18 protein-coding genes are annotated in these 18,545 nt (G+C 59.5%); 9 read left to right on the forward strand and 9 right to left on the reverse strand.

The window, feature by feature from the left end; all coding sequences use genetic code 11:
* The first annotated feature begins 1 nt into the window (after position 1).
* The 4 genes from OZ428_RS32665 to OZ428_RS32680 are packed head-to-tail and all read left to right on the forward strand — an operon-like array spanning position 2 to position 7,518.
* Positions 2-1,942 carry a type VI secretion system Vgr family protein gene (locus OZ428_RS32665; protein ID WP_269132328.1) on the forward strand — a complete coding sequence of 647 codons (1,941 nt, stop codon included), beginning with the start codon at positions 2-4 and terminating at the stop codon, positions 1,940-1,942.
* Positions 1,943-1,957: 15 nt separating this feature from the next.
* Complete coding sequence (locus OZ428_RS32670; protein WP_061434633.1) at positions 1,958-2,392, forward strand: DcrB-related protein; 435 nt, start codon at positions 1,958-1,960, stop codon at positions 2,390-2,392.
* Positions 2,393-2,404: 12 nt separating this feature from the next.
* The gene (locus tag OZ428_RS32675) at positions 2,405-6,847 is read left to right on the forward strand and encodes an RHS repeat-associated core domain-containing protein (protein ID WP_269132329.1); all 4,443 of its coding nucleotides are present in this window, start codon (positions 2,405-2,407) and stop codon (positions 6,845-6,847) included.
* Between the two features lie 8 nt (positions 6,848-6,855).
* The gene (locus OZ428_RS32680; protein ID WP_133075588.1) at positions 6,856-7,518 is read left to right on the forward strand and encodes a hypothetical protein; all 663 of its coding nucleotides are present in this window, start codon (positions 6,856-6,858) and stop codon (positions 7,516-7,518) included.
* Positions 7,519-7,608: 90 nt separating this feature from the next.
* On the opposite strand, the gene OZ428_RS32685 is transcribed toward OZ428_RS32680, so the two are convergent.
* The 3 genes from OZ428_RS32685 to OZ428_RS32695 all read right to left on the reverse strand — a co-directional run bounded on the left by OZ428_RS32685 (position 7,609) and on the right by OZ428_RS32695 (position 9,429).
* On the reverse strand, positions 7,609-7,884 hold the full coding sequence (locus tag OZ428_RS32685) for an HU family DNA-binding protein (protein ID WP_003176958.1): 276 nt from the start codon (positions 7,882-7,884) through the stop codon (positions 7,609-7,611).
* 191 nt (positions 7,885-8,075) lie between these two features.
* A complete protein-coding gene (locus OZ428_RS32690; RefSeq protein WP_122729919.1) occupies positions 8,076-9,224 on the reverse strand; it encodes an NAD(P)/FAD-dependent oxidoreductase in 1,149 nt (382 codons plus the stop codon).
* 37 nt (positions 9,225-9,261) lie between these two features.
* Positions 9,262-9,429 (reverse strand): rubredoxin, encoded by a 168-nt coding sequence (locus OZ428_RS32695; RefSeq protein WP_015886569.1) that lies wholly within the window; start codon positions 9,427-9,429, stop codon positions 9,262-9,264.
* A 194-nt stretch (positions 9,430-9,623) separates the two neighbouring features.
* On the opposite strand from OZ428_RS32695, the gene OZ428_RS32700 reads away from it, so the two are divergent.
* The gene (locus OZ428_RS32700) at positions 9,624-10,187 is read left to right on the forward strand and encodes a chorismate--pyruvate lyase family protein (RefSeq protein WP_133075589.1); all 564 of its coding nucleotides are present in this window, start codon (positions 9,624-9,626) and stop codon (positions 10,185-10,187) included.
* Complete coding sequence (gene ubiA, locus OZ428_RS32705) at positions 10,187-11,077, forward strand: 4-hydroxybenzoate octaprenyltransferase (RefSeq protein ID WP_033897275.1); 891 nt, start codon at positions 10,187-10,189, stop codon at positions 11,075-11,077. Before OZ428_RS32700 ends, ubiA begins: the two co-directional genes overlap by 1 nt.
* Before the next feature lie 32 nt (positions 11,078-11,109).
* Here the strand turns inward: ubiA and OZ428_RS32710 are convergent, their stop codons facing one another.
* Positions 11,110-11,490: a COG4315 family predicted lipoprotein gene (locus OZ428_RS32710; RefSeq protein ID WP_038845531.1), complete on the reverse strand. Its 381-nt coding sequence runs from the start codon at positions 11,488-11,490 to the stop codon at positions 11,110-11,112.
* A gap of 155 nt (positions 11,491-11,645) precedes the next feature.
* Between OZ428_RS32710 and phoB the strand changes: the two genes are divergently transcribed.
* The 3 genes from phoB to OZ428_RS32725 all read left to right on the forward strand — a co-directional run bounded on the left by phoB (position 11,646) and on the right by OZ428_RS32725 (position 15,158).
* Positions 11,646-12,335, forward strand: coding sequence for a phosphate regulon transcriptional regulator PhoB (gene phoB, locus OZ428_RS32715; RefSeq protein WP_003176964.1), 690 nt, complete (start codon positions 11,646-11,648; stop codon positions 12,333-12,335).
* A 71-nt stretch (positions 12,336-12,406) separates the two neighbouring features.
* A complete protein-coding gene (gene phoR / locus OZ428_RS32720; RefSeq protein WP_237142560.1) occupies positions 12,407-13,693 on the forward strand; it encodes a phosphate regulon sensor histidine kinase PhoR in 1,287 nt (428 codons plus the stop codon).
* 124 nt (positions 13,694-13,817) lie between these two features.
* Complete coding sequence (locus OZ428_RS32725) at positions 13,818-15,158, forward strand: hemolysin family protein (RefSeq protein ID WP_010207573.1); 1,341 nt, start codon at positions 13,818-13,820, stop codon at positions 15,156-15,158.
* Between the two features lie 3 nt (positions 15,159-15,161).
* Here OZ428_RS32725 and OZ428_RS32730 read toward each other — a convergent pair whose 3' ends face one another.
* The 5 genes from OZ428_RS32730 to phoU all read right to left on the reverse strand — a co-directional run bounded on the left by OZ428_RS32730 (position 15,162) and on the right by phoU (position 18,543).
* Positions 15,162-15,833, reverse strand: a complete 672-nt coding sequence (locus OZ428_RS32730; protein ID WP_269132331.1) for a peptidoglycan DD-metalloendopeptidase family protein — start codon at positions 15,831-15,833, stop codon at positions 15,162-15,164.
* A 55-nt stretch (positions 15,834-15,888) separates the two neighbouring features.
* Positions 15,889-16,188, reverse strand: coding sequence for a helix-turn-helix domain-containing protein (locus OZ428_RS32735; protein WP_095014026.1), 300 nt, complete (start codon positions 16,186-16,188; stop codon positions 15,889-15,891).
* Positions 16,189-16,192: 4 nt separating this feature from the next.
* Positions 16,193-16,516, reverse strand: a complete 324-nt coding sequence (locus OZ428_RS32740; protein WP_269132332.1) for a type II toxin-antitoxin system RelE/ParE family toxin — start codon at positions 16,514-16,516, stop codon at positions 16,193-16,195.
* Positions 16,517-16,703: 187 nt separating this feature from the next.
* The gene (locus OZ428_RS32745) at positions 16,704-17,612 is read right to left on the reverse strand and encodes a response regulator (protein ID WP_133075592.1); all 909 of its coding nucleotides are present in this window, start codon (positions 17,610-17,612) and stop codon (positions 16,704-16,706) included.
* A gap of 169 nt (positions 17,613-17,781) precedes the next feature.
* A complete protein-coding gene (phoU, locus tag OZ428_RS32750; protein WP_016978634.1) occupies positions 17,782-18,543 on the reverse strand; it encodes a phosphate signaling complex protein PhoU in 762 nt (253 codons plus the stop codon).
* Positions 18,544-18,545: the final 2 nt, after the last annotated feature.

Here is an 18,545-nt window from a genome sequence, read left to right on the forward strand (position 1 = left end):
GATGCTATTCAACCAAGCCTCACGCCTGGCCAAAATCACCAGCCCCCTCGGGCCGGATGTGCTGCTGCTCAATGAAATGGGCGGCGGCGAGGAGCTGGGCAGGCTGTTCAATTACGAGCTGCAACTGACGTCGCTGGACGCCAACATCGATCTCAACCAGTTGCTCGGCAAACCCATGAGCGTGGGCCTGCAACTGGCGGACGGTAGCGAGCGGCACTTCCACGGCATCGTCGCGCGGTGCAGCCAGAATATCGACCAGGGCCAGTTCGCCAGTTATCAGGTGACGCTGCGCCCGTGGTTTTGGTTGCTCAGCCGCACGTCGGACTGCCGGATTTTCCAGAACCTGAGCATCCCGCAGATCATCAAGCAGGTGTTCCGCGACCTGGGTTTTTCCGACTTCGAAGACGCCCTGAGCCGGCCCTACCGCGAGTGGGAATACTGCGTGCAGTACCGCGAGACCAGCTTTGATTTCGTCAGCCGCTTGATGGAGCAGGAAGGCATCTACTACTTCTTCCGCCATGAGCAGGACCGCCATGTGCTGGTGTTGGCCGACGCCTACGGCGCCCACACCACGGTGCCGGGCTATGCGTCGATCCCGTACTACCCCAAGGACGAGCAGCAGCGCGAACGCGACCATATGCACAACTGGCACCTGGCGCACGAAGTGCAGCCGGGTTCGCTGGAGCTCAACGACTACGATTTCCAGCGCCCCAGCGCCAGCATCGACGTGCGCTCAGCCATGCCGCGCCCGCACACCGCCGGCGACTACCCGCTGTACGACTACCCCGGCACCTACGTGCAAAGCGAAGACGGCGAGCACTACGCGCGCACCCGCATCGAAGCGCTGCAAACCCTGCATGAACAGATCGAGTTCAGCGGCAATGCTCGCGGCCTGGGCTCGGGGCATTTGTTCAGCCTGACCGGCTTCAGTCGTCAGGACCAGAACCGTGAATACCTGATCGTCGGCTGCCGCTACTACATCGTTCAGGAAAGCCTTGAAAGCGGCGGCGGTTCGGGCTCGGCACAGTTCGAAAGCAGCCTCACCTGCATCGACGCCCAGCAGAGCTTCCGCCCGCTGGCCAACACCCACCGGCCCATCGTCAAAGGCCCGCAGACCGCACTGGTGGTCGGCCCCAAAGGCGAGGAAATCTGGACCGATCAGTACGGCCGCGTGAAGGTGCACTTCTACTGGGACCGTCACGACCAATCCAACGAGAACAGCTCGTGCTGGATTCGCGTGTCGCAATCCTGGGCCGGCAAAAACTGGGGCTCGATGCAGATTCCACGGATCGGCCAGGAAGTGATCGTGAGCTTTCTTGAGGGTGACCCCGACCGGCCGATCATCACCGGGCGGGTCTACAACGCCGAACAGACCGTGCCTTACGACCTGCCGGAAAACGCGACCCAGAGCGGCATGAAAAGCCGTTCGAGCAAGGGCGGCACACCGGCCAACTTCAATGAAATCCGCATGGAGGACAAGAAGGGGTTGGAGCAGTTGTACATCCATGCCGAGCGCAATCAGGACATCGTGGTCGAGGTGGATGAGAGCCATTCGGTGGGACATGACCGCAACAAGAGCATTGGCCATAACGAGACGGTGACCATCGGCAACAACCGTCTGCGCATCGTCAAGCAGGAAGACATCCTTTCGGTAGGCCAGAGGAAGACCGACAGCATCAGCCAGAGCTATGTCATCGAAGTCGGTGAAAACCTGCGCCTGGTCTGCGGCGAAAGCATCCTGGAGTTGAACGCCAGCGGGCAGATCAACCTCACGGGCGTGCAAATCAGCTTCTATGCCAGCGGTGATGCCGAGTTCAACACCGGCGGCGTGCTGCACCTGAACAACGGCGGCGGCCCCGGCGCAACACCGGACGGCCAGGGCCAGAAAGCCGCCATCGACGCCAATATCAAAGCCGCGTTCCCCGCGCCCAAAAGCTCCTGACGAGACCTGTTTGCCATGACGTACCGGATCAACGAATTCCAGTTTCAACTACCCGCCAGTGAGCTGCAGGACGCAACGATCAATATCCTCAAGTTTCCTGAATTGGGCACCTCCCTGATCGTCAGCCGCAGCCTGCTCGCCGAGGGTGAAACCCTGCACAGCAACTTCAATGACCAACTCCAGCGCCTGGAAAAACAGGTGCAGGACCTGCGTTATCAGCCGGGCGTGGACGTGCGCCTGGGCGCGGCTCAAGAAGTGGCAGGCATCGAGCTGCGCAGCCAGTTCAACAAGGGCAATGACAAGGTGTTCCAGTACCAGTTGGCGCTGGTGCTGCCGGGTACGCGCAAGATGCTCGCGTTGAGTTATGTGAAGGCAGACAAGCTAGGGGACGCCGAGGCGGCGCACTGGGCGTTGATCAAAAACTCGCTGTCGTTCGACGCTATTTCTTGATGAGCGGCCTGCATGTCTGACGCGTTATGGGCCGCCCGGATGGGCGATGCGCTCTCGCACACCTCGATGATGGCGGACATCCTTGGCGGCGTGCTGGAGGTGGCGGCCAACGTGGCGATCACGGCACTGGCGACTGCTGCGGTGGCGGCCGCGATTGGTGTGACGGTCGCGACGGCCGGCATTGGTGGCTGCATCCTCGGCGCCGTGGTCGGCATTGTCGTCGGCATGGCCATGAGCAAGACGGGGGCCGACAAGGGCCTCAGCAAAATGTGTGAGAGTTTCGCCAATGCGCTGTTTCCCCCCGTTGTAGAAGCCACGATTGCGGTGGGTTCGACCGACACCTTCGTCAATAGCATTCCGGCTGCGCGGGCCGCGGGTGCAATTCCTTCCCATGTCGCGCCCGCCGGGACCGAGTTTGAACCCGACGCGCCCGAACCTGATGTCGAAACGGCGCCAGAGCCCGGCTTCCTCGACATGGCCGAGGGATTTTTCTCACAACTGTGGCGCCCTACCGTTGCCTCTCCAGCACCCGGTGTCGTGCCGTTGCCCACCGACCTGGTCCTCTGCGCCCGCCACCCGCCAATGCCCCCGCAGCTCCTTGCCGAGGGCTCCGATAAAGTCACCATCAACGGCCAACCCGCCGTACGCAGCGGCGACCGCAGTATGTGCGATGCGACGGTGGTTTCTTCAGGCCTGATTTCGCCAAATGTCACGATTGGTGGCGGTACGGTAGTGGTGCAGGAGATTCGCAGCGGTAAGACGCCTGGTGTGGGGCTGGCGATTGAAGCCCTGATGATGCTCAAGGGCGCGAAGGGAAAAACGCTGAGTAATTTGCCGTGCATGTTGCTCAGTGGCGTGGGGTCATACGCGGTGAGCCAAGCCATGGGAGCGATGGCAAACGCTGCAATGGGGTCACCCAACCCCGTGCATGCGGCAACAGGCGCCAAAGTGCTGGGCAGCGATTTCGACCTGGATTTTTCCTTACCTGGATTGTTGCCGATTGACTGGCAGCGCTTTTACAACAGCCGCGACCTTCGCCGCGATGGGCTGTTCGGTGCAGGCTGGAGCGTGCCTTATGAAGTCGCTGTGCAGATACTGTCTCACCCGGATGGCGGGGAAGAACTGATCTACACCGACGAGCAGGGCCGTCGTATCAATCTGGGTTCAGTGGCGTTGGGTAGTGCAATGTTCAGCCCAGGCGAAGGTTTGAGCATTCGACGCCACCGTAACGGGCAGTTATTGATTGAAAGCGACAACGGCCTGTATCGGCTATTTGACGCCTCCCCCGGCGACGCTTCGTCGCTGCGCCTGAGTCAATTGGGTGACCGCAACGACAATCGCATCTATCTGGACTATGACGCAGCAGGTCAACTGATGGCGCTGCGCGACACGTTTGATTTGGTTCGAGTCGAGTTGATTCGCGAGCAAGGCCGTGTCCATCGGATTGAGCGGCTGTACCCCGATCATCGACGGGAAGTCCTGGTCAGCTATGGCTACGACCACGCCGGCGACCTGGCAGAAGTACGTGACACTACGGATCAGGTCCAACGGCGCTTCGCATACGACGCCGGGCGTCGCATGGTGGAGCATCAACTGCCTACCGGGCTGCGCTGCTTCTATGAATGGGCCTTGATTGAAGGCGTCGAGTGGCGCGTTACGGGTCATTGGAGCAATGAAGGCGATCGCTATCACTTCGACTATGACCTGAACGCAGGAACGACACGTATCACTGACGGCTTACAGCGGGTAAGCACGCGCGTTTGGAACACGCAATATCAGGTGACCCAGTACACCGATAATCTGGGGCAAACCTGGCTCTTTGAATGGAACGACGAACGCCAACTGCTCAGCGCAACAGACCCGCAAGGCGGACGCTATGAATACTGTTACGACGAATCCGGCAATCTAATCAGCGAAATGGACCCTCTGGGTCGCCGCGACACAACCCTTTGGCTTGATCATTGGGCCTTGCCCCTCGTCGAGACCGACGCCGCCGGCAACAGTTGGAAATTCCTGTATGACCCGCGGGGCAACTGTATCCGTGAGACCGACCCTCTGGGCAACATCACGCGCTATCAGTACGACACTCACGGTCAGCCTGTTGAAATCATCGATGCCAGCGGCAAACATAAAAAGCTCCGCTGGAACCAGGCAGGGCAACTGGTAGAACACGTCGATTGCTCAGGCTCGCCCACCCGGTTCATTTATGACGCACGCGGACATTTGCAGGCCATCTCTGACGCACTGGGAGAGCGGACTGAATTCAAGCACGACACGCAGGGCAGGCTGATTGGAGTCCAACTGCCGGACGGGCGCGAAGAACACTATCGGCGCGATGCCAGCGGACAACTGGTCGGGTACACGGATCCCGCCGGCCACAGCACCTTTTACCAATACACCCGACGTGGCCAGGTACGTCAACGCACTGATGCCCACGATCGTAACGTGCAGTTTGGATACGATGATTATGGCCGCCTTCTGTCTCTGACCAACGAGAATGGCGAGAGCTATCGGTTCTCATGGGATGCAGGCGATCGCCTGACCGAGCAACGGGACCTGGATGGCAGTTCCAAACGCTATGAACACGACTGCCTGGATAATGTCATCCAGTTTGAAAGCGTTCCCTCACCTTACGGCAGCGGGATCGGGCTAGTACCGGAAATAGCTGCCAAACCCATTGTTCATCGCCTCAAACGCGATGCAATGGGGCGGTTGAGCGCCAAGACAACCGACGATGGTCACACCCAATACACCTACGATACGTTGGACCAACTGACTGGCGTCCACTTCATGGACACTCGCGGCCTGTCGCAGACACTCGGGTTCTCGTATGACGCGCTCGGGCAGATGCTGGAAGAACAGAGCCCAGCGGGCTCACTGCAACATCGCTACGATGAATTGGGGAACCTGATCCAAAGCAAACTGCCCGACGGGCGCTGGATCAATCGTCTTTATTACGGCAGCGGTCACCTGCATCAAATCAACCTTGATGGCCAAGTCATCTGCGATTTCGAGCGTGACCGGCTGCACCGCGAAGTACTGCGCACCCAGGGCCAGATCAGTACCCAAAGCAACTACGATCGCTCAGGACGCCTGCGTGCACGACAACGCCGCAAGACCAGCCCGGGAGCGCTGGAAGCGACATCGTTACAAAAGCAGTTCGAATACGACACGGCAGACAATCTGATCGCTAAATTGGACCGGCACCCTGCCAACCACGCTCGCCAGTTGCTGCACTACGATGCCACCGCCCGGATTATTGCCAGCCAAGACAGCGGAATGGGGCAGCACGAAACCTTTTCCTATGACGCCGCCGCCAACTTGTTGGATGGGCCGCCATCCGGTAGTGGACGGGTTGTGCATAACCGTCTGCTGACTTATCAGGACAAACGTTATCGCTATGACGGCTTTGGCCGAATGGTCGAAAAGCGAAGCGGTCATCGTGGTGTACAGCACATGCGTTATGACGCTGAGCATCGTCTGATCGAAGTACGGAACCCGAACGGCAATGTGGTCCGTATGACCTACGACCCGCTGGGTCGACGGATTGAGAAAAGCGAGACGAGCAGCGACGGGTACTTACTCGGTACGACACACTTCAGTTGGGATGGCTTACGGCTCCTGCAAGAACACCGAAACAACCAGACCAGCCTCTATCTGTATGAAGAAGACGGCTATGAGCCATTGGCCAAGGTAGACGGCGTAGGCGCTCAGCAAAAAATCCGGTACTACCATAACGATTTCAATGGCCTCCCTTTAGAGCTCACTGAAGCCGACGGCCAAACACTGTGGCAGGCCAGCTATCGAGTCTGGGGAAACACCCTACGGGAAACCCGTGAACCCTCTTACATCGAGGAGCAAAACCTCAGATTCCAAGGCCAGTATCTGGATAGAGAAACCGGGCTTCACTTCAATACCTTCCGTTTTTATGACCCGGATATCGGCCGCTTCACAACACCAGATCCTATCGGGTTGATGGGTGGGCTCAATTTATACGCGTACGGCCCTAACCCTATCACCTGGATAGATCCACTGGGATTGTCATGCACAAGCAAAAAACCGACAGCCGCCAGTCTGTCGGATAAGGATTTCGTCAAGAAAATTGCCAGCAAGGCGGAAAAATGGGGCGTTAAAAATAAACATGGTGCTGCAGGTACTGGCCCGGTCCAAGGCAGTAAAAAGCATACTTATGCCGACAAATTGCTAAACCGCTATCAGCGCATGACGGGTCAAAAGACTCACTTGGCGGTGGAGAAATCCTACTTGAAAGGCGTCGAGGTCCCGAAAGGAACCGCCGGCAGCGCCCGACCAGATGTTTACAACAAGAACACCGGGGAAGTATTGGATTACAAGTTCACGAAAGACCCGAACGGGCCGATTAGCAGTCGACAACAGACCAACAATAATAATAACCTCCCGATAAAACCACCTTCACAGACGGCGATACACCCCTGAGACACCTTATGAAAAAAATGACGGCCACTGAAAAAAAGGCAATTACCCAAGACTGGAAAGAAGTGATGGGGAGTTATGAGTTATATAAACCCCTTCACTTATTAAAGCGTAACGGCCCCCTGTTGACCGGCATTTACCTTAAGCCTGTTTATGGTGAGGAGCACTATGTCCCGGTATTCCACACCCACTCATTGATGGCGTCCTTCCCGGTGGTCTCGCTGGTTGCGCCGATATCTCTATTAAACAGCAAGGGTGTTGAAGATTCGATAAGCCCGTTGCGCCACTCAACTAAGTTCGGAGAACTTGTTGACCGTTTTCGATCGCAATGCCCTACTGCATTCCTCGATACACTGTCATGCGCCACACTGGACTCCATTTATCAAACTACTGTAGCCGGTGGAGACAACTTTCCAGTACAGGCCATGACCGACAACATCGTGCTATTGGCCTGGTGCAAGAAGCATGCAATAGCCCACGAGCGCATCGAGCATTACAAATCCATTCTTCAAGGGTGGCCTGAAGGTGTGACTCAACGTGTAGGCGGAGCAGCGGGCTGGGAGCGTGAAGTCAAAATGCTGATGGACCCGGAGCATCTTCAGAACTCCGTTGCACAAGAATTAAAGAAGTTCAAACTGAGTCATCTCCCGGATCACTCGCTGGTGTGTGATTAACCAGCAAGGCCCCCACAAAAAATGGGCACCCAACCCCGTCGGCGTGCCCATTTTTCCTACCACCCCGCCCCCTTCGAGACGGTAACGCCCTTACGCGTTAACAGTGTCTTTCAGCGATTTGCCCGGTTTGAACGCAACAGTGTTGCTGGCCTTGATTTTCACCGGTTCGCCGGTCTGTGGGTTTTTGCCGGTGCGGGCGCCGCGATGGCGTTGCAGGAAGGTGCCGAAGCCAACCAGGGTGACGCTGTCCTTGCGGTGCAGGGCGCCGGTGATTTCTTCGAGAACGGCGTTGAGGACGCGGTTGGCCTGTTCTTTGGTGAGATCCGCTTTTTCAGCGATGGCGGCTGCGAGTTCTGGTTTACGCATAAGTGAAGCCTCTTTGACGGTTTTTTGTTGTTATGTCCGTGCTGCTCTCTTCTGGAGCAGCGCCCAAAGCGCCGCAGGCTCTACTCTGCGGCAGACGGGAGTGAGGATGGCATGCCCTCGCACGCTCCGCCAGTCTTGCGGCGACCTTTCTAGGGTGAAAAACGCGGTTATTCCGACAGAACGACCGGTATTTACGCCAGCAACGGCGGAAGTTCTTTATTGAGGGCGAGTTTTTCCATCACGGCGCTGCCGGTCAGGGCGTAGCCCAGCAGACGGCCGCTGGCGTCGCGGCACAAGGCCTTGATGTCGGCGCCCTCGCCTTCAACGCTCCACACGCCTTCGGTGCCCCGTGGCGGTGGCGAGACCACCAGCGGGCAGACCGGCGTCTTGACGGTCACCGGCATCGGGCCGTAGCTGACCGCCGTGGCGTTGCCCGCCAGGGTCTGGGCCAGCGCGCGGGCGCAGCTCATCAGCGGCATCACGTACAGCAGGTTCAGGCCGTCGACCTCGGCGCAATCGCCCAGGGCATAGATGTTGGCGTGGGAGGTCTTGAGATGACGGTCCACCATGATTCCGCGATTGGTCTGCAGGCCGGCGGCGGCGGCCAGGTCCACACGCGGGCGCAGGCCGATGGCCGAGACCACCAGGTCGCAGGCGATGACTTCACCGTCCGACAGATGGGCTTCCAGGCCGTCCGCGGTGCGCTGCAGGCGATTGAGTACTGGGCCAAGATGGAAGCGCGCGCCGAGGCTTTGCAGTCCGGCCTGTACCGCTGCGGCCGCGGCCGGGTGCAGCAGGGTCGGCATGACTTGCTCGCAAGGTGCCACCAGGTCGATTTCATAACCGCCGAGGATCAGGTCGTTGGCGAACTCACAGCCGATCAAGCCCGCGCCGAGCAACAGCACACGGCGCTTGCCGGCAGCGGCGGTACGGAAGCGTGCGTAATCTTCGAGGTCGTTGATGGGGAAAATCAGCTCAGCCGCATCACCTTCCACCGGTACACGCACGGTTTCGGCGCCCCAGGCCAGGATCAGGTCGCGGTAAGCCACCGCTTCCTCACCGATCCACAAGCGTTTGTGGCCCGGGTCGATGCCGCTGACGCGAGTGTGGGTGCGCACTTCGGCCTTGAGTTGCTCGGCCATGGCGCCAGGTTCAGCCATGCTCAGGCCATCGGCTTCCTTGTTCTTGCCAAAACCGGTGGAGAGCATGGGCTTGGAGTAGGAACGCCCGTCATCGGCGGTGATCAGCAACAACGGGGTCTCGCTGTCGAGCTTGCGAAACTCTCGGGCCACGTTGTAACCGGCCAATCCTGTGCCGATGATCACGACAGGTGCGTTCATTCCTTTCTCCTTGTAGTACTTATCTGAAAACCAAAAATCAGCCGATTTCGATCATTTCGAAATCCATTTTGCCCACGCCGCAGTCCGGGCACAGCCAGTCTTCCGGGACGTCTTCCCAACGGGTGCCAGGCAGAATTCCGTCATCCGGCCAGCCGTCTTTCTCGTCATAGATCAGGCCACAGACTACACATTGCCACTTCTTCATCACTTGCTTCCTCAGGGTCAGGCATCTTGGCCGACGGTCGATAGACCCGCGTTGCCGTGCGGCTCAGGGCGTTTTGTACTGATCGGGGCCGGCAGATGCAAGCACGATCGACGCAAACAGCCGGTTCGGTCCGGCAAAAACCAGAGGCGTCATGGTAAGCTCGCCGCCTCTTTTGCTGCCAATACTGACTCACCGTGCCGCACTCAATCGACCCTCCCGATGCTTGCCAATGGCTGATCCAGAGCCTTCTGCACCCTGCGCCCGCGCCCTTGACGCTCAATTGGCTGTTCAACGAAGACTCACTGACACGGCGGCTGACGTGGCTGTCCAACGACGGTTTCAGCGTGACGCCGCTGTTCGAGGGCTGGCAGCCATTGCGAGACGATGAATGCGCCGCCCTGACATTGCCACCGGCCAGTATCGGCTGGGTGCGCGAGGTGTATTTGCGCGGGCATGGCCAGCCTTGGGTGTTCGCGCGCAGTGTGGCGGCACGCAGCGCCTTGCAGGGCGACGGCTTGCATATGGATGAGTTGGGCAGCCGCTCACTGGGCGAATTGCTGTTCTGCGACCAGGCCTTCACGCGCCAGGCCATCGAGGTGTGCCATTACCCAATAGAATGGCTGCCTGCAGCGGATCAGGTCGACGGACTATGGGCGCGCCGTTCACGTTTTGATCGCGGACCGCTGAGCGTGTTGGTCGCGGAGGTCTTTCTGCCCAGCTTCTGGCACGCGCTGCACGCCCATCCGGAGAACTGCTGATGTATCAACGTCTGCTCAAATCCCTGAACCACTTGAACCCGAGGGCCTGGGATTTCATCCAACTGACCCGCATGGACAAGCCCATCGGCATCTACCTGCTGCTGTGGCCAACGCTGTGGGCGCTGTGGATCGCCGGCAAGGGCTCGCCGTCCCTGCTCAATATCGTGATTTTTGTGCTGGGTGTGGTGCTGACCCGCGCCGGTGGCTGCGTGATCAATGACTGGGCCGACCGCAAGGTCGACGGCCATGTGAAGCGCACCGAGCAGCGCCCGCTGGTGAGCGGCAAGATCAGTTCGAAAGAGGCACTGGTGTTTTTCGCGGTGCTGATGGGCATCAGTTTCCTGCTGGTGCTGCTGACCAACGCCACCACCATCCTGCTGTCCCTCGGCGGCCTGGCCCTGGCGGCGAGCTACCCGTTCATGAAGCGCTACACCTACTACCCGCAGGTGGTGCTGGGGGCGGCGTTTTCCTGGGGCATGCCGATGGCGTTCACTGCCGAGACCGGCAGCCTGCCCGCCACCGCGTGGCTGCTGTATATCGCCAACCTGCTGTGGACGGTGGGCTACGACACCTATTACGCGATGACCGATCGCGATGACGATTTGAAAATCGGTGTGAAATCTACGGCCATCCTGTTTGGTGAAGCTGATCGCGTGATCATTCTGACCTTGCAGGGGCTATCACTGGGCTGCCTGTTGTTGGCCGGGGCACGGTTTGAGCTGGGCGGCTGGTTTCATCTGGGGTTGCTGGCGGCGGCGGGCTGTTTTGCCTGGGAGTTCTGGTACACGCGGGACAAGGATCGGATGAAGTGCTTCAAGGCGTTTTTGCACAACCACTGGGCAGGGTTGGCGATATTTGTCGGGATTGTGGCGGATTACGCGTTTCGATGAGGGGCCAGGCCCCTCACCGTTAGGGGTATGCATCAAGGTTTGGCGACTTTCCAGGCCCCGTCCATTTTGCCCTCACCGGTCATGTCGCCCGCCTTCTTGTCCATGATGAAGGTATAGAGCGGCTTCCCGCTGTAAGCCCATTGGCTTTTCTGATCGTCACGGGTGATGACGGTCCATTTCCCCATGGGTTTATCGGTGGACTCAGCCATCAGCGGAGGCCAGTTGGTGGCGCACTTGTCGTTGCACATGGACTTGCCATCGGCGTCCTTGGCAAAGGTGTATAGCGTCATGCCCTTGTGGTCGACCAACATCCCGTCTTTCGTCATCGCGGGTTCCGCCGCGAATGCCAGGGTCGGCAGCGTCAACGCCGCCGTTACCAGCAGGGCTTTCCAGGAAATCGTGCTGTAAGTCATCGGAACCTTCCTTTTGTGGTTGTCAGGATTCGGACCCAAAGCGTAGTCCAGAGAGGCGGGAATTGCCTGAGCGACTAAATTACTGTCACACGACTGCAATAATTCCGTTATCTAATGCGGCGCAAGACAGTTAAATGACAAGAGGATTTTTGAGCATGGTTGGCAGGAGCATTCTGATTGTTGACGACGAAGCGCCCATCCGCGAGATGATCGCCGTTGCGTTGGAAATGGCCGGCTACGACTGCCTGGAGGCCGAGAACTCCCAGCAGGCCCATGCCATTATCGTCGACCGCAAGCCGGACCTGATCCTGCTGGACTGGATGCTGCCCGGCACCTCCGGTATCGAGTTGGCCCGCCGTCTCAAGCGTGACGAGCTGACCGGGGACATCCCGATCATCATGCTCACCGCCAAAGGCGAAGAGGACAACAAGATCCAGGGCCTGGAAGTTGGCGCCGATGACTACATCACCAAGCCGTTTTCCCCACGCGAGTTGGTAGCGCGTCTGAAAGCCGTGCTGCGCCGTGCCGGCCCGACCGATGGCGAAGCGCCCATCGAAGTCGGCGGCCTGCTGCTGGACCCGATCAGCCACCGCGTGACCATCGACGGCAAGCCAGCCGAGATGGGCCCGACCGAATATCGCCTGCTGCAATTCTTCATGACCCATCAGGAACGCGCCTACACCCGCGGCCAATTGCTGGACCAAGTGTGGGGCGGCAACGTGTATGTGGAAGAGCGCACCGTGGACGTGCATATCCGTCGCCTGCGCAAAGCCTTGGGCGATGCCTACGAGAATCTGGTACAAACCGTGCGCGGCACCGGTTATCGATTTTCCACCAAGGGCTGAGCCTGACTTAACAGCTGACAAGGACGCATGTTCAAGTGAACCAAAACTGGCATGGCACCCTGATCCGCCACATGCTTTTGCTGATCACCGGCTGCCTGTTGGTGGGTTTGATCAGCGGTTACTACGGCTGGAGCCTGGCAGCCGGCATTGCCTTGTACCTGGGTTGGACCCTCAAGCAACTGCTGCGCCTGCATGAATGGCTGCGCCAGCACAAACCCGACGAAGCACCACCCGATGGCTACGGCCTGTGGGGCGAAGTGTTCGACAGCATCTACCACCTGCAACGCCGCGACCAACGGGTGCGCGGACGCCTGCAAGCGGTGATTGACCGGGTGCAGGAATCCACTGCCGCGTTGAAAGATGCGGTGATCATGCTCGACAGCGACGGTAACCTGGAATGGTGGAACCGCGCCGCCGAGACCCTGCTGGGCCTCAAGACGCCCCAGGACAGCGGCCAGCCGGTGACCAACCTAGTGCGCCATCCGCGCTTCAAGGAGTACTTCGAACAGGAGAACTACGAAGAAGCCCTGGAAATCCCCTCGCCCACCAATGACCGCGTGCGTATCCAGCTGTACCTGACGCGCTACGGCAACAATGAACACCTGATGCTGGTGCGCGACGTCACCCGCATCCACCAGCTGGAACAGATGCGCAAAGACTTCGTCGCCAACGTCTCACACGAGTTGCGCACACCGCTGACGGTAATCTGCGGCTATCTGGAGACGCTGCTGGACAACGTCGACGAGATCAATCCGCGCTGGAGCCGTGCCCTGCAGCAGATGCAGCAGCAAGGCTCACGTATGCAGACACTGCTCAACGACCTGCTGTTGCTGGCCAAGCTGGAGGCGACCGATTACCCCTCGGACAACCATCCCGTCGCCGTGCAAAGCCTGCTGCAGACCATCAAGAACGACGCCCAGGCCCTGTCCGGCCAACGCGGGCAACAGATCACCCTGGAAGCCGACCCGGCCGTGCTGCTCAAAGGCAGCGAAGGCGAATTGCGCAGCGCGTTTTCCAACCTGGTGTTCAACGCCGTGAAGTACACCCAGGACAAAGGCAATATCCGCATCCGCTGGTGGGCCGACGAACAGGGCGCGCACCTGAGCGTGCAAGACTCCGGCATCGGCATCGACGCCAAGCACCTACCGCGCCTGACCGAGCGCTTCTACCGTGTCGACTCCAGCCGCAACTCCAATACCGGCGGCACCGGGCTTGGCCTGGCGATCGTCAAGCATGTGCTGCTGCGTCACCGCGCGCGCCTGGAGATCAGCAGCGTATTGGGCCATGGCAGTACGTTTACCTGCCATTTCCCGCCAGCACAGATGACCCGATCAAAGGCAATTGATCAGGACACCTGACGGCCCGCCCGGCAGTGGGCACTAGGCAAGCGCCCCGTCAGCCGCTACATTGGCCGACTTGCGCCTGCCTTTCAGGCCCACCTGCCACCCCTTATTGAACACACGGAACCTGCAAAACCCCATCATGGACCCTTCCCCTGGTATCACCCTCGCTACACTCTTCGCCGACTTCGGCATGATTCTTTTTGCACTGATCCTGGTACTGCTCAACGGTTTCTTCGTTGCGGCGGAATTTGCCATGGTCAAATTGCGCGCCACTCGGGTCGAGGCCATCGCCCACAAGAACGGCTGGCGCGGGCAGATCCTGCGCACCGTGCACAGCCAGCTCGACGCCTACCTGTCGGCCTGCCAGCTGGGTATCACCCTCGCCTCGCTGGGACTGGGTTGGGTCGGTGAGCCGGCCTTCGCGCACATCCTCGAACCGTTGCTGGGCGCCGTGGGCGTCGAGTCGCCGGAAGTGATCAAGGGCGTGTCGTTCTTTGCCGCCTTCTTCGTGATTTCCTACCTGCACATCGTGGTCGGTGAGCTGGCGCCCAAGTCCTGGGCGATTCGCAAACCCGAGCTGCTGTCGTTGTGGACGGCGGTGCCGCTGTACCTGTTCTACTGGGCCATGTACCCGGCGATCTACCTGCTCAACGCCAGCGCCAACGCCATCCTGCGTATCGCCGGCCAAGGCGAGCCTGGCCCGCACCACGAACACCATTACAGCCGTGAAGAACTCAAGCTGATCCTGCACTCCAGCCGTGGCCAGGACCCGAGCGACCAAGGCATGCGCGTGCTGGCCTCCGCCGTGGAAATGGGCGAACTGGAAGTGGTGGACTGGGCCAACTCCCGGGAAGACCTGGTGACCCTGGACTTCAACGCCCCGCTCAAGGAAATCCTCGCGCTGTTCCGCCGCCACAAATTCAGCCGCTACCCGGTGTATGACGCGGTGCGCAACGAATTCGTGGGCCTGCTGCACATCAAGGACCTGCTGCTGGAACTGGCGGCCCTGGATCACATCCCTGAGTCGTTCAACCTGGCCGAGCTGACCCGCCCGCTGGAGCGTGTGTCGCGGCACATGCCGCTGTCGCAGCTGCTGGAGCAGTTCCGCAAAGGCGGCGCGCACTTCGCCCTGGTGGAAGAGGCCGACGGCAAGATCATCGGCTACCTGACCATGGAAGACGTGCTGGAAGTGCTGGTGGGCGATATCCAGGACGAACACCGCAAGGCCGAACGCGGCATCCTGGCCTATCAGCCGGGCAAGCTGCTGGTGCGTGGCGACACGCCGCTGTTCAAGGTCGAGCGCCTGCTGGGCGTGGACCTGGATCACATCGAAGCCGAAACCCTGGCCGGTCTGATCTACGACACCCTCAAGCGCGTGCCGGAAGAGGAAGAAGTGCTGGAGGTGGAAGGCTTGCGCATCATCATCAAGAAGATGAAAGGGCCGAAAATCGTGCTGGCCAAGGTGCTGCTGCTCGATTGACCCTCAATTGCCCAACGCAAAGTTGGGCAATGCACCCACGGGCTGGTTGAACTCATACGGGATCGACACCAGCCCCGCCTCGGTGGCGCGCTGCACCACGAAATGCAAGTGCGGCCCGCTGCTGTTGCCGGTATTGCCCGACAGGGCCAGCGGGCTTCCCACCGCCACACGTTGACCTGCCCGAACGCTGACCGAACCTTGCTTGAGGTGCAGGTACACCGCCTCACTGCCGTCGTCATGACGCACTCGCACAAAATTCCCCGACGCATCATTCCCACGCCCGACCTGCTCATTCTCGGTCTTCACCACCCTTCCGCTGCGCGCCGCAATGATCGGCGTGCCTTCGGGCATGGCGATGTCCATGGCGTAGCGGCTCTTGGCGTCGGTATGGCTGAAGCTGCCGTTGGGGCCTTGGCTCAGGCGAAACGGGCCGCCACGCCAGGGCAAAGGGTAGCGGTAGGCCTGCTGTTGATCACTCGGTTTGGGCACGACCAGCATCGGCGGCTTCACGCGTTCAACCCTGCGCTCCTGGATCACAAACGCCTGGGCGCCCGGGGTATGCCGGTCACTGAAAAACACCACGCCGTTGGCATCGGTGGATTTGTAGAGGGTCATGGCCTGGGTCGATAGAGCGACCGTTGCCAGCCCACCGCACAGCAATAAGCGCATGAGCATGGCGTGAACCTGCCGGGATGACTGAGCGGCAGGTTAGCGGGGTTTGATGACAACTTCAGGCTGGCAGCCCGTTGAAACAAATATCCACGTTCATTTGGGCAGCGGCCGACAGATTGACCAAGGCATCCAGAGAGAGCTTGTCGATCTTGCCGGTGAGGACGTCGTTAAGTCGGGGCTGACTGATGCCCAATCTGTGTGCCGCGTCTTTTTGAGAAAGCTCCCAGCTGCGAATGGTCTGGCACAGCTCCAAGAGCAATTTTGACCGCAGCCGCATATTGGCGGCTTGCTGGGGTGTATCTTCCAGAGCGTCCCAAACACAGCTGAAACGTTCGCCGTAAACTTTTTGATTGGTCATGGGCTCAACCTAACTCCTGCAATCTGGCGCGAGCCAGCTCAATATCACGTCCTTCGGTCTTTTGTGTGGTCTTGCGCAGCGCGTGCAGCACATAAATGGCCTCTGGCCGGTTGACCACATAAAACACTCGAAAGGCTCCTGACTCCTCAGTAATCCGAATCTCACTGACGCCTCTCCCAATAGTTCTCATCAGCTTGCAATCAAAGGGCTGCTCGCCCTGCTGCAAGAGATCCAACTGAAAGCCTGCCGCCCTGCGGGCGTCGAGAGGAAACGCTTTGAGGTCCTTGAGCGAACTTCCTAGAAACACCACATCCTTGTGCCTTGGCATTGGCTTCTCCTTTCCTGGAAAGAAAAAGCGTAATCGACGATTGGGCAAAGGGTCGTAGAGGTTTGTTTCAAGGCATAGCGAAGGCTCGATAACGCTGAAGCGTTACCGAGAGACTATATCGGAACAGATATAAATCAAGACCGGGACCGGGAATCAGACAGTCGGTCGATTCCCGGTATTCAGGAGATTACGCACCCGGCACAAAGTGCTTCTGCGCCGTGCCACGTGCGATCAGGCGGGAGATGTAGTCGAGCTTCTGCGCGTCCTGGTCGATAAACCGGAAGGTCAGTTGCAGCCAATCGCTGTCAGGCTTGGGCTCAAAGGCGACGATGGCGTGCAGGTAGCCGTTGAGACGGGCCACTTCGGCGTTGTCGCCCTGCTCCAGGTCGAGCACGGCGCTTTCCAGCACCTGAGGCAGGACTTCGCCACGACGTACCACCAGCAGCGCTTCCTTGATGCTCAGCGCCTTGATCACGCATTGCTGGTTGCCGCTGGACAGGCGCAGCTGGCCCTGGCCACGACCGCCGGCCGGCGCTGCTGAAGGGGCTTGTACCGGCGGGCTGTTGAGCAAGCCTTTGCTCGGCGCAGGCGCAGCAGCAGCAACCGGCGCAGCACGTGCCGCTTCGGGCTTACCGCCGGTCAGTGCGCTCAGGGAATCGTTACCGAAGGCCGAGTTCATTTTGGTCGGAGCACTGGCGACCAAGGCGTCGAGGCGCCCGATTTTGTGCAGGGCCTGCTTGACCTTGTTCAACAACTGCTCGTTGGTGAAGGGCTTGCTGACGTAACCCGAAACTCCGGCCTGGATGGCCTGGACCACGTTTTCCTTGTCGCCACGGCTGGTCACCATCACGAACGGCATTGCCTTGAGGTGAGGCTGCTCACGGCACCAGGTCAACAATTCAAGGCCGGACATCTCCGGCATTTCCCAGTCGCACAGCACCAGGTCGAAGCTCTCGCGCATCAGGATGGCCTGGGCCTTTTTGCCGTTCACCGCGTCTTCAAGCTTGATCCCGGGGAAGTAGTTGCGCAGGCACTTCTTCACCAGGTCGCGGATAAACGAGGCGTCATCCACCACCAATACACTGACTTTACTCATCGACCCTTCATCCTAATTAAAACTTCGGCACGCAAGACGCCTGACTGATGGCATTTTGCCAAAACTCGGTAGTCACGTTGGGAATTTATCTCGCTCAACGTGCAAAAAATTCAGTGGCCACAAACAAAAACGCCCGACCAAAGGCCGGGCGTTAATTTCTCGGGCAACCTTACTTATCGTCAGTTTGGCCCGGAACATTAGGGATAAGATCAGCCGAACCTTCAACTTCGGCCTTCATGCGCTTGAGGCCCATGTGCCGTACGTCGGTGCCGCGCACCAGGTAAATCACCAATTCCGAGATATTGCGCGCGTGGTCGCCGATACGCTCCAGGGAACGCAGCACCCAGATAATGCTCAAGACCCGCGAGATAGAGCGGGGGTCTTCCATCATGTAGGTCGCGAGTTCACGCAGCGCGGTCTTGTATTCGCGGTCGATGATCTTGTCGTACTGGGCCACCGACAGTGCCAGCTCAGCATCGAAGCGAGCAAAGGCGTCGAGGGCATCGCGCACCATGTTGCGCACCTGGTCGCCGATGTGGCGCACTTCCACGTAACCGCGCGGCGCTTCGCCTTCTTCGCACAGTTGGATGGCGCGGCGGGCGATCTTGGTGGCTTCGTCGCCGATGCGCTCCAGGTCGATCACCGACTTGGAGATGCTGATGATCAAACGCAGGTCGGACGCCGCCGGCTGGCGACGGGCCAGAATGCGCAGGCATTCTTCGTCGATGTTGCGTTCCATCTGGTTGATCTGGTCGTCGATCTCACGCACTTGCTGGGCCAGGCCCGAGTCGGCCTCGATCAGCGCGGTGACGGCGTCGTTGACTTGCTTCTCCACCAGCCCGCCCATCGCCAGGAGGTGGCTGCGCACTTCCTCAAGCTCGGCGTTGAACTGCGCGGAGATGTGATGGGTAAGGCCTTCTTTGCTAATCATGT

It is taken from the genome of Pseudomonas sp. GXZC (assembly GCF_026967615.1).
GTDB classification, from domain to species: domain Bacteria; phylum Pseudomonadota; class Gammaproteobacteria; order Pseudomonadales; family Pseudomonadaceae; genus Aquipseudomonas; species Aquipseudomonas azotoformans_A.

Coding starts and splice junctions, on each gene's coding strand:
- OZ428_RS32745 (WP_133075592.1), bottom strand. CDS start 17,612: ATGAGTAAAGTCAGTGTATTGGTGGTGGATGACGCCTCGTTTATCCGC.
- OZ428_RS32735 (WP_095014026.1), bottom strand. CDS start 16,188: ATGACCAATCAAAAAGTTTACGGCGAACGTTTCAGCTGTGTTTGGGAC.
- ubiA (WP_033897275.1), top strand. CDS start 10,187: ATGTATCAACGTCTGCTCAAATCCCTGAACCACTTGAACCCGAGGGCC.
- OZ428_RS32725 (WP_010207573.1), top strand. CDS start 13,818: ATGGACCCTTCCCCTGGTATCACCCTCGCTACACTCTTCGCCGACTTC.
- OZ428_RS32670 (WP_061434633.1), top strand. CDS start 1,958: ATGACGTACCGGATCAACGAATTCCAGTTTCAACTACCCGCCAGTGAG.
- OZ428_RS32665 (WP_269132328.1), top strand. CDS start 2: ATGCTATTCAACCAAGCCTCACGCCTGGCCAAAATCACCAGCCCCCTC.
- OZ428_RS32695 (WP_015886569.1), bottom strand. CDS start 9,429: ATGAAGAAGTGGCAATGTGTAGTCTGTGGCCTGATCTATGACGAGAAA.
- phoB (WP_003176964.1), top strand. CDS start 11,646: ATGGTTGGCAGGAGCATTCTGATTGTTGACGACGAAGCGCCCATCCGC.
- phoU (WP_016978634.1), bottom strand. CDS start 18,543: ATGATTAGCAAAGAAGGCCTTACCCATCACATCTCCGCGCAGTTCAAC.
- phoR (WP_237142560.1), top strand. CDS start 12,407: ATGCTTTTGCTGATCACCGGCTGCCTGTTGGTGGGTTTGATCAGCGGT.
- OZ428_RS32710 (WP_038845531.1), bottom strand. CDS start 11,490: ATGACTTACAGCACGATTTCCTGGAAAGCCCTGCTGGTAACGGCGGCG.
- OZ428_RS32675 (WP_269132329.1), top strand. CDS start 2,405: ATGTCTGACGCGTTATGGGCCGCCCGGATGGGCGATGCGCTCTCGCAC.
- OZ428_RS32730 (WP_269132331.1), bottom strand. CDS start 15,833: ATGCTCATGCGCTTATTGCTGTGCGGTGGGCTGGCAACGGTCGCTCTA.
- OZ428_RS32690 (WP_122729919.1), bottom strand. CDS start 9,224: ATGAACGCACCTGTCGTGATCATCGGCACAGGATTGGCCGGTTACAAC.
- OZ428_RS32740 (WP_269132332.1), bottom strand. CDS start 16,516: ATGCCAAGGCACAAGGATGTGGTGTTTCTAGGAAGTTCGCTCAAGGAC.
- OZ428_RS32685 (WP_003176958.1), bottom strand. CDS start 7,884: ATGCGTAAACCAGAACTCGCAGCCGCCATCGCTGAAAAAGCGGATCTC.
- OZ428_RS32680 (WP_133075588.1), top strand. CDS start 6,856: ATGAAAAAAATGACGGCCACTGAAAAAAAGGCAATTACCCAAGACTGG.